The sequence below is a fragment of the Neobacillus sp. WH10 genome (assembly GCF_030123405.1).
Taxonomy (GTDB): domain Bacteria; phylum Bacillota; class Bacilli; order Bacillales; family Cytobacillaceae; genus Neobacillus.
The window spans coordinates 2,060,848-2,078,814 of the sequence record NZ_CP126110.1 but is presented as its reverse complement, the minus strand read 5'-3'; the positions used below and the strand labels follow the sequence as shown (position 1 = coordinate 2,078,814).

Below are 17,967 nucleotides of genomic sequence, written 5' to 3'. Positions count from 1 at the left end.
ATCCCTCACCCCCTTGTTTCTTCCATAATTAGCTCTAGCCAGTATTTATGCATACTTCTAGCGATATGGTCTGTGTAACACGACGGGTAAGCTGTCCCAGGTCCGGGGAAATTTTCATCAGGCTCTAAATTGTCTAATCCCATCAAATAGTTAGCCACATTGTTATAGTTAAGTTTTCTGTCCCTTGACATTCTTCCCTGACTAGCTTCGATAATGCGAGCCCAGTTTTCCGTATCATCCTGTTCGAAGGTACCTGCTGCTCCAAACGTAGCGAGAAATCCTTTATATGATTTTTCTTTGTAATCTTCAGGCAGTGCTTTGTCAATCATATACCATACCCAAATTTCAACTTTATCTGGGCCTATTGGGCGCCATACTCGAAATTGAAGGTGGTTGTGTTTCGTTCCCTCTGAACCGCTGCAAGAGCTTAAGAATGATAAATTAGGAAAAACACCACCAACGAAAGTCGTAACTCTCGAGAAAATACCCAATTGTTCATTATTTAAATTTTTTTCGAACATTGGCCACATTGATTCTGGCATTCCTTGGTATTTGTTAGCTGATTTTCCAGTAGCTGATGTTATAACATTAATTCCATGCCCATTGGATAAAACAACTTGATGCCCGAATGATGCATATAAAGGATCGGTCGGTGTAAGCTTCATTTCTACAGCTGATCTATGCGTAGTCTGAACATGGTAAGGGTCGGCTGCAAAATTTTCACTTGTCATTTTCCAATTAGCTTTTGCTACCCAGCGCTGCGGGAGGCCTCTTACTTCCATTCCCCCATCACTGCGTCCTAGCATAATATCAAAATACCATTTCATTTCACCTAAATATTCTTCTAACGAAACAGCGTTATGATCGAGGTTTCCAAAAATCATACCTTGGTAACTTTCTACTCGCGGAACTGGACGAAGCCCCCATTCACTTTTGTCCATTTTTTCACCGTATACTTTATTGCCGGCAACAATTCCGATTAGTTCACCATCTAGATTATAGCTCCACCCATGATATGGACATGTATGCGTTTTCTTTTTCCCAAAGTCTACTGTACATAGTCTTGTACCCCTATGGGTACACGAATTAAGAAAAGCTTTTATTTCACCTGTCTTGTTTTTCATTAAAAGGATTGGATCATCAGCCATCATTCTCGTAATATAGCTTCCGGGCTCGTTCAATTCTGATTCGTGTCCTAAAAATAGCCAAGTTGTCCCAAATATCCTTTCTTGTTCCAATTTATATATTTCCGGATCAGTTACCACCCACTGGGGCAAATACCCTTCTTCAACTTTTTCTTTAATTTGCTGGAGCTCTTCAGCTTTCATATGTAATTCAACCCCTTTTGATGGATTTAATCATGGGTTACAAACAGTATACTTCTAGTAAGCTGTTTGTATAGAATTTTGGATAATTACTGTTTGATAAAGATTCTTTCGAATAAAAAGGGGTATAATACTCATTCAAGCTGATAGTGGGCAAGGAACCCTCCATGAAAATAATTGGGGCCTGAGCGAAAACGAAGAGATCTTTTACTTCGCAATCTGCACTTCATGTGTTTTAGCTGTTTTACCAAAATACGCTTCCTGGACCCTTGGATCTTTTAATAACTCATTTGCTGTTCCGGAAATCTCTATTTTTCCATGTGCTAGAACGCAGCCGCGATCCGCAACCTTTAATGCCGCCTTGACATTCTGTTCAACAAGGATAATCGTTGTTCCAAGTTCATGAGTTAATCTTTTTAGAATATTCATAATGTCTTTGACAATTAATGGAGCTAATCCCAATGAAGGTTCATCAAGCATAAGTACTTTAGGCTTTGCCATCAGGCCTCGCCCAATAGCCAGCATTTGTTGTTCCCCACCAGATAGTAGGCCTCCAGGTCGGTCTAGCATTTGCTTTAAGCGTGGAAACAGCTCCACCACATTTTGATAATCGTGTTCTATAATTTTCTTGTCCTTGTGATACCGATGATAAGCACCTAATAACAGATTATCTTTAACACTAAGGGATGAAAATATTTGCCGACGTTCCGGTACTAAACAGATTCCTTTTGAAACAACCTTTTGAACTCCGTTTTTTGTAATATCTTCATCTTTATAATAAATTGAACCTTCCTTCGGTAAATACACACCAGCAAGTGTTCCTAATAATGTACTTTTCCCTGCACCATTGGAGCCGACGATAGCGAGTAATTCACCTTCATTCAGTTCAAATTTAATACCCTGCAATACATGTAGAAAGCCATGATAGGTGTGGAGATTTTCTACTTTAAGCATTAACATACTCCTCCTCTTCATCGCCTAAATATGCTGCAACTACCTTAGGATTTTGATAGATTTGTTCTGGTGTCCCCTCACCAATTTTCACTCCATTATCAAGGACTACAATCCGGTCGGAAATGGACATAACGGTTTCCATATCGTGTTCGACGAAAATAAATGTCATCCCGTCCTCTCGCATTTTTAAAATTACATTGACAAGCTGCCTAGATTCTTCAGGATTTAAGCCCGCCATTGGTTCATCTAAAAGGATTACTTTCGGATTTGAGGCTGCAGCTCGAGCAATTTCTAATAGTCTTTGATTCCCGTATGGCAATGTAATAGCCAATTCATGTGCTAAGTCGGCAATGCCTACCCGCTCCAAGCATACCAATGCTGTTTCCATAATTTTAACTTCTTCTTTTGTAACCATTGGTAATCGTAATCCAGCCATCAGCAGATTTGTTTTCATTGTTAAATGAGCGCCTGTCATGACATTTTCGATGACAGACATATTACTAAATACCTCTAAATTCTGAAACGTTCTGGTAATCCCTGCTTGGGCAATTTGGTAGGGTTTCTTCCTTGTTAAATTTTTATCTTCAAAAAAGACATTACCGGACGAGGCAGGCAGGACACCTGTTATCATATTAAACAATGTTGTTTTACCTGCACCGTTCGGTCCGATGACCGCAAAGATTTCACCTTTATTTACGTTGAAAGAAACATCACTTACCGCAACAACACCGCCAAATTGTTTCGTTAAATTTTCGACTTTTAATATTATTTTAGCTTCACTCATTGGTTTTCTCCTCCCGAAGCAATCTGTTTCTTATTAATCTGCAGGGGAGCTTCAATCGTAACTTTTTTCTTTTGAAACTTTGAAAATATTTTTTCTAATTGAGGAGATAAACCGTTTGGCATATAGATAAGTGTTACGACTAATAAAATTCCAAAAAAGACAATCTCAAATTCTCCACCTTTGTTCGGTAATAAAATGGGCATGAAATGTTTCAGTAATTCCCCTAATAATACGTAGGTTGCTGCACCAATTACCGATCCCCAAATACTTTTAGATCCGCCGATAATAACCATAATCAAGAAATAAATAGATGTCATTGCACCAAATAAATCAGGATTGATAAATGATACATAATGAGCTAAAAGTGACCCTGCTAATGAGGCAAACATTGCACTTAAGACAAACACTTGAAGCTTATATTTCATGATGTTTACCCCGACTGCATCCGAAGCAATCTCACTTCCTTCAATCGAACGCAATGCCCTGCCAATTCTTGAATGAATGATATTCCGTGAGAAGATTATTCCGATAAATACAAACACCCAAACTAAATAAAAATAGCGAAGATCACTATTAAATTCAAAGCCAAATAAATTGATTGAAGGGATACCGAAAAAACCATTCGATCCTCCCGTTAATTCCCGGAACTCTTTGAATAAAGTAAAAACAATAATTCCAAAACCCAACGTTGCTAAGGCTAAGTAATGTCCTTTTAATTTAAATGTGGGAATTCCGACGATTATTGCGATGATACCCGCAATGATCATCCCAACAATCATCCCAAACCATGGTGATAAACCGTAGGTTGTAGATATGATTGCAGAGGAATATGCACCTATCCCATAAAATGCAGCGTGTCCTAAAGAAATTTGTCCTGCATATCCAATTAACATCGTCATTCCATTACACACTAGGGCATAGATTCCAACCATGATAAATACTGTTAGGATATAGCTTGAAGGAATTACAACAGGCAAAACAGCAATTAGGATAGGAAGAATGATGAGACCTATGAAGCTATTATGATAAACCTTTTTCAGATCTTTTTTTTCCATAAGAGTATCCTCCTCCCTTTATACCCGTTTACCTGAGGCTTTAGCAAATATACCTTCCGGTTTAACAAATAGGATGATTAACAATAATGAGAAACTAACCACATCCTTCAATCCTGACGACCATAATCCTTCTGCGAATGATTCTAAAATTCCGATTAGAAAGGCACCGCCAATTGCAGCCGGGACGTTCGTTAATCCTCCAACGACAGCGGCAACGAATGCTTTTAATCCAATCATCATCCCCATGTCGTATGATGCGCCCGAGATTGGGGCTATAACAATACCTGCAAGTGCACCCAAACCAGCACTAGTTGAGATTGCTAAAAGTGACATTTTTTCCGGTTTAATACCCATTAATCTTGCAGCAAATTGATTAACTACACAGGCAGTTAACGCTTTGCCTATAAAAGTTTTGTTAAATAGATAGAACATGACGACCAAACTAACTAGTGATATTCCAATTGCCCAAATATTTTGCGGCAAAAGTACAGCATTCAAAAATTTAATTGGAGTATTATCTGTAAACGGTTGTAATGACTGTGGCTGTGTTCCCCAGATTAAGATAGCAATTCCTCGAAAGGCAATCGATACACCGATCGTAATAATAATAAGAGTTGGTACTGACGCTTTTCGGGCCGGGTATATCGCTACCCTTTCGAACAAGCCGCCAATCAGGAATACCGTCATAATACTTAAGATAACGGCTGCCCAAAGAGGCAACCCCATCTTAACTAACGATATACTGATTAACGCACCGAACATGGCAAATTCACCTTGGGCTAAATTTAGAACACCTGTAACATTGTAGATGATGACAAAGCCAATTGCGATCAATGCATAAATGGATCCGATGGTTAATCCGGAAAATAGCAACTGGATGATCTGGCTAGAAAATTCCATTGTATCCCTCCGTTTTATTACTAAAAATAAGGTGAATGTCATCAATCACTTTTTTATCTCAAAAGTTATCAATAATTCAACAAAAAAAAGCTCAGTTAATTCTATTGACCGATATTTTTTATTCTTCTGAAGTCCACTTGCCATCTTTAATTCTTACCATTACAAGGCTGCTTTCTGTCGTTAATCCATTATGATTTTTCGGGCTAATTTTAAAGATTCCGTTGAGTCCAACGAATTCTCCTAAATCATTTTCAAAATAATCTTTAATTCCTTTTGGATCAGTTCCCTTCTTTTCAACTGCTTCTTTAAGCATAAAAAATGCATCCCATGGATGTGCTCCGAACAGACTTACACCCTTATTGTATTTTTCTTCATACATTTTTTTGTATTTTAAAAGAACATCTTTTTGTGGGTCTTTATCCTTCAATTGGTCGGCAACAATTAGTTTCCCTGATGGGAAAACCACATCATTCGCGGCATTACCTGCTAATTTTATTAATTGTTCGGAACCAATCGCATGACTTCCAACAATAGGTAATTCAATTCCTAGTTCACGAATGTTTTTAATAACTACGGAGGACTCCTGAACTGTACCCCAAACAATGATTACTTCAGGATTTTCTTTTTTCACACGCGTTAGCATCGGCTTTGCATCCTTTACAGTAACCTCAAATTCATCCTCAATTACTGCTTCTATGCCATACTTAGATGCCATCTTTTTAAATTCGGTATGTGCACCGGTTCCAAATGAGTTAGAAACATTTAACCAGGCAACCTTTTTTAGACCTTTATCTTTTAAGTATTGTAGGATTTTTTCAACGGCATGGCTGTCATTTGGCGGAACCTTAAATACCCAATCACGTGAAGAACCATCTTCTTTTTGATAGATTTGAAAACTTGAGGAAGTTGCAATAAAAGGTACTTTGTTTTGCTCCGCCAGAGGAACCATAGCTAGTGCATTGCCACTTATTGTTCCCCCAATAACAACGGAAACCTTATCTTGCGTTATCGCTTTTTTCATTGCTAATACAGCTTCATTTTGGTCGGATTTATCATCATAAGTAATTAATTCAACCTTTTTTCCGTTAATTCCACCCTCTTTATTTTGGTTTTCAACGATCATTTTTAATGTTTCAAGTCCTGGTTCACCAAGAGGTGCAGCGCCGCCGGAAGAGGAAAAGATTCCTGCGATTTTAATAGTACCGGAGCTTGAATCCTTGCCATTGTCTTTAGAGGAAGTTTCAGTACTAGAATTACATGCACCTAGTGCTAACATACTGATGAGAAATAACACTGCTACCATCAATTTTTTCATTGTTACACCCCTTAATTTTGAATTAAATGTGTACCTGAATTGAAAACGCTAACATTCATTTGTATACATTAAAATTTTCCCGGGTTTCAGGTACTTTCTCTAATATCCATTGTTTGAATATAGTCTATTTTCTGACTAATTGTTACAAAAAAAATTTCCCTCCCTTTTAGTGATTATTCCATTTTGACTGAATTAGATCGGTATTAAAAAGCATTGATTTTCCTAAAAGATTATTTGGATATTTTGCTTCTATAAGAATCATATACCACATCATATATGATTTCAATATCTTTTTTGTAAAATCGTATATTATTACATAAATACACTTTACTCATGTTAACGGGTATTGCCAGTCACTCATACAGTCATCAATTGGCATTGTGGGGATTTAAATGACAAACAGCCAAGCACTTTTTCACTAGTGCTTGGCTGCCTATATTTTCTGTCTAATAAATTTAAAAAAATCTCTCCTTCCCTAATTAGTGGTTATTCCATTTTGTTTTGGCCCGAATTCATTCTATTTTTAAAGGCATTGAGTGTATTAATTCTATGCTGGCGTACGGTTTCCTCGATCTCATTGGTAGGAGCTTTTTCTTGAATTAGTCGAATAATGTTTGCATGTTCCTCAATTGATTGACGGGCCCGTTGGGGAACAAAGGTAAAGATCGAGCGGCGAACACGGTCTAACCGCTGCTGTGCCTGACGAATCTCTTCTTGTAAAAATACATTTCCGCATTCTTGATAAATAGTGGAATGAAATTGGCGATTTAGCACCCCAAATTGTTCAAATTCAAATTGATAAAGTGCCTCCTCCATTTGCTTGTTCAGCTCTTGGAGTATCTCAATATGTGCATCTGTCATATTTCGAGAACTAAGAGCTGTCGCATATCCGTCTAAAACAGCCACGACAGAGAGTGTTTCAATATACTCTATTTCATTGATTACACTGACAATTGCACCACTATATGGTTTGTATTGGATTAAACCATCTACTTCTAGTTGGCGAATGGCCTCACGAACAGGGATCGTACTTGCCCCTAGCTCTTTGGCAACTTGATCAATAATGATGCGTTGTCCTGGACCATAGACTCCTTCCAAAATCTGAGTACGCAGAAATTCGTAGGCATATTGTGTTTTACTAATGGATTGATCTTGGTTATTTTTCCTCATACCAATATCATACCTCAAATCATATATGATTTCAATGAATTTCAATAAAAATCATATATTATTCTTGGATATTATACATCAAATATCAACCTATTTCTTATAACGTTTGTGAATATTATTATATTTGTACGTACCTGCCTCACTAAATTCCACCAGTTCCACTGACAATGCTAAATATCGTTGGGCAAATAGTTCGGCAAAATGTCCTTTAATCACCTCAAATAATTCATCACAGGTTTCCTTTTTATCTTTTTCCGAACGCCCTGCTCCTATTTTCAGCATGACGTGGACAAATGCATCATCCACTGTTCCATCGGCAACACAATAATCATGGAGCAGGATGGCACGTGAACGAATTCCCCCTATCGGAAATATATTACTCTTAGAGATTAATACCATATTCAATTTTTTCAGTAGGCTTGAAATATTAGCTTCCGTTTTAATGTTGTCTGTATATTCAAGTATAATATGCGGCATATTTTTACTCCTTTTTGGAAAAACAGCGAGGAAGTCTATGAGCTCCCCGCTGAACTTTCGATATGGGTGTACAGCTATATTAAAGTGAGAGATTAAATCAATTTTTCCGCTGGTTGTAATGCTTTAGAGACGTTAAATGTTTCGTCGCCAACAATCGTGTTGACCAACCTGCCAATTCCTTCAACCTCGGTTACTACTACGTCACCTACGGCTGTGTCTACTGACCCTTTAGGTGTCCCTGTTAAGATTATGTCGTCCTTTTTCAGTGTCATAAAGCTGCTTAAATACTCAATTAACGATGGAATATCAAAAATCATGTCCTTTGTTGACCCTTGCTGTGTCAATTCCCCATTCACATAGGTTCTTAAAGTGAGATTCATAGGATCAGCAATGTCTCCCTTATCAACAAGCCAAGGTCCAATTGGTGTACAAGTATCCCGGTTTTTTACACGGAGATTTGGACGGTAATAATTTTCTAAATAATCACGGATTGCATAATCATTGGCAACTGTATAACCCGAAACATAATCATACGCTTTTTCACGCTTAACATTACGCGCTTCCCGGCCAATGACAACAGCAAGTTCACATTCATAATGCATATAGGTAACGTCACTAGGCCTGAGTGTCTGTGCCCTGTGACCAACGAACGTATTTGGTCCTTTTAAGAAAACCAGTGGTTCAGTTGGTGCATTGAATGCTAATTCTTTCGCATGATCTGCATAGTTCAATCCCAAAGCAAATACAGTCCTGGGCTTAACCGGTGGCAGCCAAATTACTTCACTTTCCTCAACTATCCTGCCATCATCAAGTTTGAGTTGGTCGTCAACTGCCACTGCACTATGAATGGCCCCAGCATATGCTACTCTCGCTCGTTTCACCATTTTACACCCCCGGCCATAATTTCATGTTCATGAACAACTCGATTTTCTAATGTTCCAACACCTTCGATTTCGATGCAAACATGATCTCCCGACTTTACCAGTGGTGCACCTTCAGGAACCCCTACCAGCAGGGTATCACCAGCTGTCAATGTCATAAACTCCGTAACGTCTGTAATCAACTTCTTTACAGGTCGGATTAAATTTGCCGTTGTGTTTTTCTGCTTTAGTTCTCCATTAATATAGACACTTAGCTCTAATGCGTCAGGATTTTCGATTGCATCCCGTTCAATCACCCATGGACCAACGGGACAAAATCCATCACGGGCCTTCTGGCTGATTGCAGGACGGTAGACACTGCTATGTGGGACAGTGACATCATTAACAACGGTATAGCCCGCAACATAGTCCAGCGCATGTTCCTCACTCACTCTTGTTGCTGTACGGCCGATTACAACACCCAGCGTTGCACCAACCTCTAATTCTGCTACATCTGACGGTAAAGGAATTGGCATATTATATCCATTGATAGTATTTACCGGTTTAATGTAAAGAATAGGCTCTTTTGGCGGTTGATTATATGGAGCTTCATTGACTTCGTTTTCTATTACTTTAAGAGCTCCTTTATAATTCAAAAGCGTACCGTAAATGGTCCCAGAAACAGGTGAAGTTAATGAAAGCTGTCCGAGGCCATAGGATTTACCTTTAAGTTCAACGATTGCATTTTCAACATCTACGTGTACTTCCTCTTCCTGTAAGCAACCGGAAAATCTAATTTTTGCTTTACTCAAACTCATCACTCCTTATTACATAAAAAATTTTTAATTTCGATTAAAAACAACCAATTTAAGTTCTGTCATTTCCTCAATGGCATATTTAATCCCTTCTCTTCCAGTACCACTTTCCTTTACACCACCATACGGCATATGATCTACCCGGAAGGTCGGAATATCATTAATCATCACGCCGCCCACGTGCAGTCTCTCGGCTGCAGCAAGTGCAGTATGTACATCATCTGTGTAAATTCCGGCCTGTAATCCGAAGCGAGAATCATTTACGAGTTCAAAGGCCTCTTCAACTGTTTGTACTTTATTGATTAGGACAATTGGTGCAAATACTTCCTGACAGGACACCTTCAAGTGGGTATCAGCATGTAATATAACGGTTGGGAAAAGAATATTTCCTTCTGCTTTTCCCCCAGCAGCAATTTCAGCACCGTATTGTTTTGCTTCTTCAATCCAGTCCAGAGTCCTTTGTACTTCTCCTTTTGAGATAAGTGCCGACACATCTGTTTTTGAATCTAACGGGTCACCGATTTGAAGCTGTTTTGTTGCTTCCACAAATTTTTCAACAAATGATTCATATGATCTCTCGTGAACATAGATACGCTGTAAGGATATACAAACCTGCCCTTGAAATGAAAAAGCTCCCTTTACGCAGCGGGAGATAATCCTTTCTATATCTACCCCTTTATCAACGATCAATGCTGCGTTTGAACCAAGTTCGAGTGTTACGCGTTTTAATCCCGCTTTATTACGTATTCCAATTCCAACAGTGGGACTTCCCGTAAAGGTAATGGCTTTAATCCGGTCATCCGAAACTAATTTGTCCCCGACCACTCTTCCGCTGCCAGTTATTACATTAAGTGCTCCAGCCGGTAAGCCTGCTTCTTGAAGAAGCTCTGCTAAGAAATACGAGGACAGCGGTGTTTGTGAAGCTGGCTTTAATACAATCGTATTACCCGAGGCAATGGCAGGCCCCACTTTATGCGCGACTAAATTCATTGGAAAATTAAACGGAGTGATCGCACCTATCACGCCTAGTGGTTCTCGTACAGTGTAGGCTACACGATTTTCTCCACCAGGGGCAGCATCTAATGGAAGCGTTTCTCCATGGATTCGCTTAGCTTCCTCTGCTGAAAATTTATAGGTTTGAATTGTTCGAGCAACTTCATCCTTAGCTGTTGAAATGGGCTTAGCAGCTTCCAGTGCAACTATTCTTGCCGCTTCATCTGAGCGTTTTTCCAATAAATCTACCAATCTTTCAAGGATTGCTGACCTCTGATGGGCTGGCATTTTTGCCATTACCTCTCTCGCATTAAGAGCTGCCTCGATGGCTTGGTTTACTTCTTCTGGTGTAGCAGAAGGTATTTCTCCAATTACTTCTTCAGAATATGGGGAGGCAAGCGGGGCGTACTGCTGAGCCTCGACCCATGTACCATTAATAAATAAAGCCTTTTTATTAGAAGTCATTCGTTCCTCTCTCCCTTATTTAAAAATAAAAAAACAAAAAGGAGGAGCAGGATGGTGCAGATAATGCTACCTTCATATCCTCCATACTCCTCATCTTAAAAGCTATAGAATAAATTCCGGCTTAATTTTTTCTAATTTAGCGTCTGTAACCAGAATCTGCTCACCGGTTTCGATATCCAAAAATGGTGATGTCTCATTAAACCAGCTATCTGGTGCTTTATGTCCCCAGAAGGTTTGACGTCTAGGGTCATCTAAATCCCAGCGAATCGGTTTAAAATCCGGGTCACTAGTTAAATAGTCGCCATTGTAAAGCTCAATACGATAACCATCTGGATCCCTTAAGTAAAGGAAAAAGGCATTTGAAAGTCCATGACGGCCAGGACCTCTTTCAATATTATCACTATAACCAAGTGAAGCAAGGACGTCACAACAATGGATAAGTGCCATTGGATCTGGCAGCCAGTAACCAATATGATGAAGACGAGGACCCTCACCATTCATAAAGGCCTGGTCATGAACACCTTGTTTACGATGCAGCCAAGCAGCCCAAATCCGATCAGTCTCTGTAGCTGTATACTCAGAGCAGGCAAAACCTAGTTCATTGATAAAGAAATGATAGGCTTTTTCAACATCAGGAACAGAACAATTTACATGGTCAATGCGTTGAATTCGAGCCCCGCGATATTGATCATAGCGCTGAAGCATCCTTTCTGCACCATCCATTTTGCAGAAAAACTCTAATGGCATACCAGAAACATCATGGACATGTAAGGCTCTGCCTACTGCATGTTGGCTGCCTTCTTCTAACCATCTTGTTTTTAATCCTTTTAATTCAAAAAAAGCTGCTAATTTGTCTAAATCTTCTTCTTTTGCTACTTTATAGCCAAGGGCATGGACCCCCAGCTCATCCGATTTCTTTAAAACTAAGCTGTGGTGTGTATGCTCCTCAAGTCCTCTAAGATAAATATGCTCAGCGTCACTCTCCGTTTCAATAAACCCTAAAGCGTTTACATAAAAGTCGCGTGAACGATTTAAATCCTTTACATTAATAATTGTTCTGGCAATTCGAATAATATTAAAATCCATAGGGTGACCTCCAGATTTGCTATATTAATAATCTTGAATACTTAAGTCTAGTTTAAGGAAGGTATTATTTCTTTACTTTTCCGAACTGAGGAATATGATGGTCACCAAGTGCAACATGAATCACTTTCGGTTCAGTGTAAAATTCAAAGATTGCATAATGGCCGCCCTCTCTGCCAATTCCGCTTGCTTTTGTCCCTCCGAATGGAATACGAAGATCTCGGACATTCTGTGCATTAATCCATAGCATTCCTGCTTCGACTGCATGGGCAACGCGGTGGCCGCGCTTCATATCATTTGTCCAGACAAAGCCTGCTAAGCCGTATTTCACATCATTCGCAGCTGCAATAACTTCTTCTTCTGTTTCAAACTCAATAACTGCCATAACTGGGCCGAAAATTTCTTCCTGACACACTCTCATATTATTTTTAGCATTTAGTAGGAGGGTTGGCGGGACAAAGTTTCCTGCTTTCAATTCTTCAGGAACCACTCCCTGAACCACTTCACACCCTTCTTCCTTAGCAAGTTCAATGTAACTTTTCACCTTATTAAAGTGTTCCTTGCCAATTAATGGTCCAAGCTCAGTTGACATATCCATTGGATCGCCAATTTTAATATTCGCCACTCGTTCTTTTAGTGCTTCAACAAATTGATCTTTTATGTTTTTATGAACAAATACACGAGCGTTCGATGTACAGCGTTCTCCATTAAAGGAGAAGATTCCCCAAACAGCGGCATCAAGAGCACGATCTAAGTCGGCATCATCGAAAACAATTAGAGGTGATTTCCCGCCTAACTCCATTGAAGTTTTCTTTAGGGTTTCTGCTGAATTTTTAATGATGATTGATCCAGTAGTCGTTTCACCTGTAAAGGAAATTGCTTTTACATCAGGGTGTTCAACAAGCCTCGCTCCTGCAGTTTCGCCAAAGCCATGAATGACATTGAAAACACCTTTTGGTAAGTCGGCTTTATTAATGATTTCAGCTAGTTTGTTTGCCGTCAAAGGAGATAACTCACCTGGTTTTAAGATGACTGTGTTGCCAGTAGCTAATGCCGGTGCAACCTTCCATGTTTCTAGCATGAAAGGAGCATTCCAAGGGGTAATCAAGCCTACAACCCCTAGAGGCTTATACATCGTATAGTTTATAAACTCATCATCGACAGGATAGGATTCCCCGTGTAATTTTACTTGAACCATTCTCGCATAAAAACGAAAATTTTCCGCTGCACGGGCAACCATATTTCTTGTTTGACTAATAGGAAGTCCGGTATCCAAAGATTCTAAGATGGCGATCTCTTCAATTTCCTCGTCTATCAGGTCGGCAATGCGATTAATATACTCCATCCGTTGAGCCACTTTCATTTTGCCCCATAGGCCCTGTTCGAAAGCCTCTTTTGCTGCCGCAACTGCCTTATCCACGTCCTCACCGCGGCCCTCAGCGACGTAATTATTAACTCGATTTGTAAAAGGGTTAAGATTTTCAAACGCGATCCCTGATTCAGCATCAACAAACTCACTATTAATATATAACTTTACATCCTCTACCTGTTGATGAACTGCTTGACCATTTACATCTGTTGTCTGAGCTTGCATTGTACGCACATCCTTTTTATATTTCCAGCTAAACCTCTCACTCCTTATAAGAGGTTTAAACTGGTCTATATTTTTCCTCTATTATCTAGAAGCAAGACTATCAGGTAATTCTACATACTGTTTTAAGACGCCACGAATCTCATCTTGAAGTGCTTGTGTCGGCAGGTCCATCGGCATACGCAGAACTGGTTTAATTTTCCCCATCATTCCGAGCGCAGCCTTTACAGGAGCTGGATTCGTGTCTTTGAATAATACATCGTTTAACGGCATTAGTTCGTAGTGAAGTTCGAGCGCCCTTTCAATGTTTCCTGCATCCCAGGCATTATGCAATTCCGCTACTTCTGCTGGTGCGACATTGGCTGTAGCACTGATTGAGCCGCTTCCGCCGATGGTCAGCATCGGGTAACAGAGAAGTTCGATACCGGAATATAATAGGAAATCCCTGCCGCAATTAAGCAAGACACGATTGACGTGTTCAAAGTCTTTATTCGATTCCTTGGCACCAATAATATTTGGACAATCTTCTACTAATCTAGCCAGTGTTTTAACCTCAAGGTTGACACCTGTTCGACCCGGAATGTTATAGACAATAATTGGAATATCCACTGCATCAGCAATTGCCTTGTAATGTTTATATAGGGCATGCTGAGAAGGCTTGTTATAGTAAGGAACGATAACCATGGCGGCATCTGCCCCCAATTCTTGTGCAACTTTTGTTAAATGAAGGGCTTCCTGATGATTGACAGAACCGGTTCCAGGAGCGAAAGGCACTCTGCCATTTATCGTTTTAATTGCATTTTCCATAACCAATTCACGCTCTTTTACCGTTAACGAGCTAGGTTCTCCGGAAGTACCCGTCACCGAAATTGCATGGCTGCCGCTCTCAATTTGCCAATTGATAAGGTCACTCATCGTTGCAAAATCAATCGATTCATCTTCATTAAATGGTGTAATAACTGGTGCAATTGAGCCTCTTAATCGTTTTTTTACATCTTCAAACATTTGTTATCCCTGCCTCGTTTTTTATTTTTTTATCTAGAATTTATTTGGCAAAAACATTCCCTTCTGTCGAACCATATGCTTTTACCTTTTACCTATATTCGTGAATATCATATCACGATTATATAATAAATCATATATTAAATCATATATGATTTCAAGCGCATTTTCCGAAAATTCATTTTATTAAATTTAAAGGAATTACGTGATCACCAAAAAGAAAGGAGTCGAAAAGTAAATCATCAACTCCTTCATTGTTTTATAGATTTCATTTATTTTCATCTAGCGAATATTTTTATCCGTTCCTGTTGGCAGTATATTTACCGATTTGGATTGAAACGAGATAACAATGAGATATAGGATACCAATCGTCATCCAGGCAAGTCCAAATATTTTAGCTATGGTTGAAAGGCCTATTAAAATATATATGCAGACCGCAACACCAATCAACGGTACAACTAAATACTTAATGATATTCCGTTGTTTATTTCTAATATAATAGTGGTTAATAACAGATAAATTTACGCAAGCAAATCCCAATAGGGCGCCAAATGCTACGAGGTCTGAAATAACTTGTAAGCTTGCTGCCATTGCTCCAACAGTTCCCAATACTGACATAAGTAAAATATTATAAACAGGTGTTTTATATTTTGGATGAATATAACCAAAAAATTTATTTGGAATGACGTTATCCCGCCCCATTCCATAAAGTAAGCGGCTCGATGCTGACTGACTGGCTAAAGCACTTGCAACCCCTGAAGCAATAATCATTAGGGTGATAAACGTTTGGATTAGTCCACCTGCAACAAGAGGTAGAAGATTAAAAAATGCTGTATCAGGGTTATCAATCTTCGTATAGTCTTTCATAAGAACCATTCCTAAATAAGTGACAGCAACATAAAAACTTGTTTGAATCACGCATGCTAAAATAATGGCTAAACCGATTTTTTTCCCGTCTACCTTTGCTTCTTCTGCCAATGTGGTAATCGCATCAAAGCCTAAATAGGCAACTGTAACAATCGCTGCCCCACCTACAATGGCTCCGATAGAAAAAGAATTCGGATTATAGACTGCGCCTAAATGAAAAAGACCGAGATTACCAGTTACAAGATAATGAGTAGTTGAACCAACAAATATCAACACAGCCATAATCATTAAAAACGCCAAAACAAAATTAACTTTTGCTGCCAATTCAATGCCAATTAAATTAATTATCGTTACTGGAATAGAAAAAATAAGAATCCATGCCCAAATTGGAATACTTGGAACAAGTGCGTTCGCAAAACTTGCACTGATTAAAAATGTCAGAATCGGAATAAACAAATAATCTAATAACATTCCCCAACCTGCAATAAAACCCAGTTTTGGGTGCAGAGAACGTTGTGCATACGAATAGGTAGAGCCCGCAACGGGAAAGGCTTTTACCATCTGCCCGAAACTATAGGCAGTAAATAACATGGCGACAAAGCCAATAACGTACGAAAGCACCGAGTTACCCTTTGAAACTAAAGTAATAATTCCAAATAGCGACATTGCCGCTACTGGAGCCATAAACACTAGTCCAAAAATAACAAGATCCAACATTTTTAATGATCTATTCAACTCTTGTATTCCAACTTGAACTTTTATATTTGACACCTCCATAGGGGATTACCTCTATAAGATATTCCAATTCATCAAATAGGGTATCTCCCCTTATTTTTATGATTGATTTGAATAGGTTAGCTAGTTTGTAATTGAAGGCTTTCCAAATAACTTAGTGCATAATCCAATGCATCGATGGCCTTATCGATATCTTCCTTGCTTACATTTAATGATGTCCCAATTCTTAATGTATTTGGCATAACACCACCAATAAGTACTCCTTTTTCGATCGCTTTTGTTCTGATAATCGTTGAAGGGAACGTACTTGGATCCTCCTCATGAGTAAAGTTCCGGTCAATTTCCACAAACGGCGTCATCTTGTCATCCTTTACAAGTTCAACCATCCAAAGAACCCCGTAACCTGCCACTTGACCGACACAGCGATGCTTAGTCTTAAGGTCTAATAATTTTTGTTGGAAATAGTCACCTGTTTGTTTTGCTTTTTCCACAAGATTTTCATTGATGATGTATTCAATATTTGCACAAACAGCTGCCATAGCAATAGGGTGCCCTGAATACGTTGATACTGTCTCCCAGCGATACTGGTCCATAAATTCAGCAATCTCTTTATTTACAACAACCGCTCCAGCTGGGATGGCAGAGCTTGAAATTCCTTTTGCCATTGTAACAATGTCAGGATCAACACCATAATGCTGATAAGCAAACATTTCACCAGTACGGCCAAATCCTGTTAACACTTCGTCAGCAATCCATAATACATCCAGGTCTTTTGTCAATTGACGAATTTGTGGAATATACTCTTCTGGCGGATGAACAGAGCCGGCTCCTTGGGTAATCTCGGTAATAACAGCTGCAACTTGCTCAGGTCCTTGGTTTTCAATCATTCTTCTAGTATATTTTACACAGGCTAATTCACCATTATTATCATGACAAGAGCCGTACTTATGTCCTAATGAACAGCGCATACAATTTGGTGACGGTGCAACAGCAACTAAGCCGTTGTCTTGTCCAGGTACATGATGTGGGCGGGTATTTGGAGTGGATTCTGTTACACCACTCCTGCTTCCTTTTAATCTAGTTACAGACGATGATCCTTTCGTCCAGCCGTGATAGGCATACTCTCTTGTTACTACTAGAGGTTTATTTTTATATAATCTTGCAATCATAAGCGCGGTTTCTACCGCCTCACTTCCTGTTGATACAAAGCGAACTTTCCCCGGCCAGCTTTCATTACCAAGAACGTCTTCAACCAGCAATTTCGCAGCTTTCGCCTTATAGTCTGTCGTATAGGCGTCTTGCAGGAACCCATATCGGTCTAGTGCTTCTTTAATAGCATTATTAATTGTTTCATTCTTTTGACCTGCATTTACACAATATAGTTGATTAAAGCAATCTAATAATCTAGTACCATCCGGCATGATGAGGTAATCACCATCCGTTGATTCAATTGGGATAGGCTGGTATTCTTCCTGTGTGGAAAACGTTCTTAGAATATATTTTTTGTCCCATTCTTCTACTTGCTTCCAGTTCGTTTGAGTCATGACTTATTTCCTCCTCTTAGTGAAATATTGAA

16 protein-coding genes are annotated in these 17,967 nt (G+C 39.2%); all 16 read right to left on the bottom strand.

Features of this window, described 5'->3' with window-relative positions:
• Window positions 1–5: 5 nt before the first annotated feature.
• On the bottom strand, window positions 6–1,328 hold the full coding sequence (locus QNH20_RS09840; RefSeq protein ID WP_283922707.1) for an aromatic ring-hydroxylating oxygenase subunit alpha: 1,323 nt from the start codon (window positions 1,326–1,328) through the stop codon (window positions 6–8).
• Between the two features lie 204 nt (window positions 1,329–1,532).
• Window positions 1,533–2,279: an ABC transporter ATP-binding protein gene (locus tag QNH20_RS09835; RefSeq protein ID WP_283922706.1), complete on the bottom strand. Its 747-nt coding sequence runs from the start codon at window positions 2,277–2,279 to the stop codon at window positions 1,533–1,535.
• Window positions 2,272–3,063, bottom strand: a complete 792-nt coding sequence (locus tag QNH20_RS09830) for an ABC transporter ATP-binding protein (protein WP_283922705.1) — start codon at window positions 3,061–3,063, stop codon at window positions 2,272–2,274. The genes QNH20_RS09835 and QNH20_RS09830 overlap by 8 nt, the downstream gene beginning before the upstream one ends.
• Window positions 3,060–4,118 (bottom strand): branched-chain amino acid ABC transporter permease, encoded by a 1,059-nt coding sequence (locus tag QNH20_RS09825; protein ID WP_283922704.1) that lies wholly within the window; start codon window positions 4,116–4,118, stop codon window positions 3,060–3,062. Before QNH20_RS09825 ends, QNH20_RS09830 begins: the two co-directional genes overlap by 4 nt.
• A gap of 18 nt (window positions 4,119–4,136) precedes the next feature.
• A complete protein-coding gene (locus QNH20_RS09820; RefSeq protein ID WP_283922703.1) occupies window positions 4,137–5,018 on the bottom strand; it encodes a branched-chain amino acid ABC transporter permease in 882 nt (293 codons plus the stop codon).
• Window positions 5,019–5,136: 118 nt separating this feature from the next.
• Complete coding sequence (locus QNH20_RS09815; RefSeq protein WP_283922702.1) at window positions 5,137–6,333, bottom strand: ABC transporter substrate-binding protein; 1,197 nt, start codon at window positions 6,331–6,333, stop codon at window positions 5,137–5,139.
• 486 nt (window positions 6,334–6,819) lie between these two features.
• Window positions 6,820–7,503 carry a GntR family transcriptional regulator gene (locus tag QNH20_RS09810; protein ID WP_283922701.1) on the bottom strand — a complete coding sequence of 228 codons (684 nt, stop codon included), beginning with the start codon at window positions 7,501–7,503 and terminating at the stop codon, window positions 6,820–6,822.
• A 90-nt stretch (window positions 7,504–7,593) separates the two neighbouring features.
• Window positions 7,594–7,980, bottom strand: a complete 387-nt coding sequence (locus QNH20_RS09805; RefSeq protein WP_283922700.1) for a 5-carboxymethyl-2-hydroxymuconate Delta-isomerase — start codon at window positions 7,978–7,980, stop codon at window positions 7,594–7,596.
• A 92-nt stretch (window positions 7,981–8,072) separates the two neighbouring features.
• A complete protein-coding gene (locus tag QNH20_RS09800) occupies window positions 8,073–8,861 on the bottom strand; it encodes a fumarylacetoacetate hydrolase family protein (RefSeq protein WP_283923383.1) in 789 nt (262 codons plus the stop codon).
• Window positions 8,858–9,652 carry a fumarylacetoacetate hydrolase family protein gene (locus QNH20_RS09795; RefSeq protein ID WP_283922699.1) on the bottom strand — a complete coding sequence of 265 codons (795 nt, stop codon included), beginning with the start codon at window positions 9,650–9,652 and terminating at the stop codon, window positions 8,858–8,860. Before QNH20_RS09795 ends, QNH20_RS09800 begins: the two co-directional genes overlap by 4 nt.
• A gap of 30 nt (window positions 9,653–9,682) precedes the next feature.
• Complete coding sequence (locus QNH20_RS09790) at window positions 9,683–11,113, bottom strand: aldehyde dehydrogenase family protein (protein WP_283922698.1); 1,431 nt, start codon at window positions 11,111–11,113, stop codon at window positions 9,683–9,685.
• Between the two features lie 102 nt (window positions 11,114–11,215).
• Complete coding sequence (gene hpaD, locus QNH20_RS09785) at window positions 11,216–12,199, bottom strand: 3,4-dihydroxyphenylacetate 2,3-dioxygenase (protein ID WP_283922697.1); 984 nt, start codon at window positions 12,197–12,199, stop codon at window positions 11,216–11,218.
• A 64-nt stretch (window positions 12,200–12,263) separates the two neighbouring features.
• Window positions 12,264–13,790, bottom strand: coding sequence for a 5-carboxymethyl-2-hydroxymuconate semialdehyde dehydrogenase (hpaE, locus tag QNH20_RS09780; protein WP_283922696.1), 1,527 nt, complete (start codon window positions 13,788–13,790; stop codon window positions 12,264–12,266).
• A gap of 81 nt (window positions 13,791–13,871) precedes the next feature.
• Entirely contained in the window at window positions 13,872–14,792 is a 921-nt protein-coding gene (gene hpaI / locus QNH20_RS09775) for a 2,4-dihydroxyhept-2-ene-1,7-dioic acid aldolase (RefSeq protein WP_283922695.1), read from the bottom strand.
• A 279-nt stretch (window positions 14,793–15,071) separates the two neighbouring features.
• Complete coding sequence (locus QNH20_RS09770) at window positions 15,072–16,433, bottom strand: APC family permease (protein ID WP_283922694.1); 1,362 nt, start codon at window positions 16,431–16,433, stop codon at window positions 15,072–15,074.
• Between the two features lie 77 nt (window positions 16,434–16,510).
• On the bottom strand, window positions 16,511–17,935 hold the full coding sequence (locus QNH20_RS09765; protein WP_283922693.1) for a class-III pyridoxal-phosphate-dependent aminotransferase: 1,425 nt from the start codon (window positions 17,933–17,935) through the stop codon (window positions 16,511–16,513).
• Window positions 17,936–17,967 lie beyond the last annotated feature (32 nt).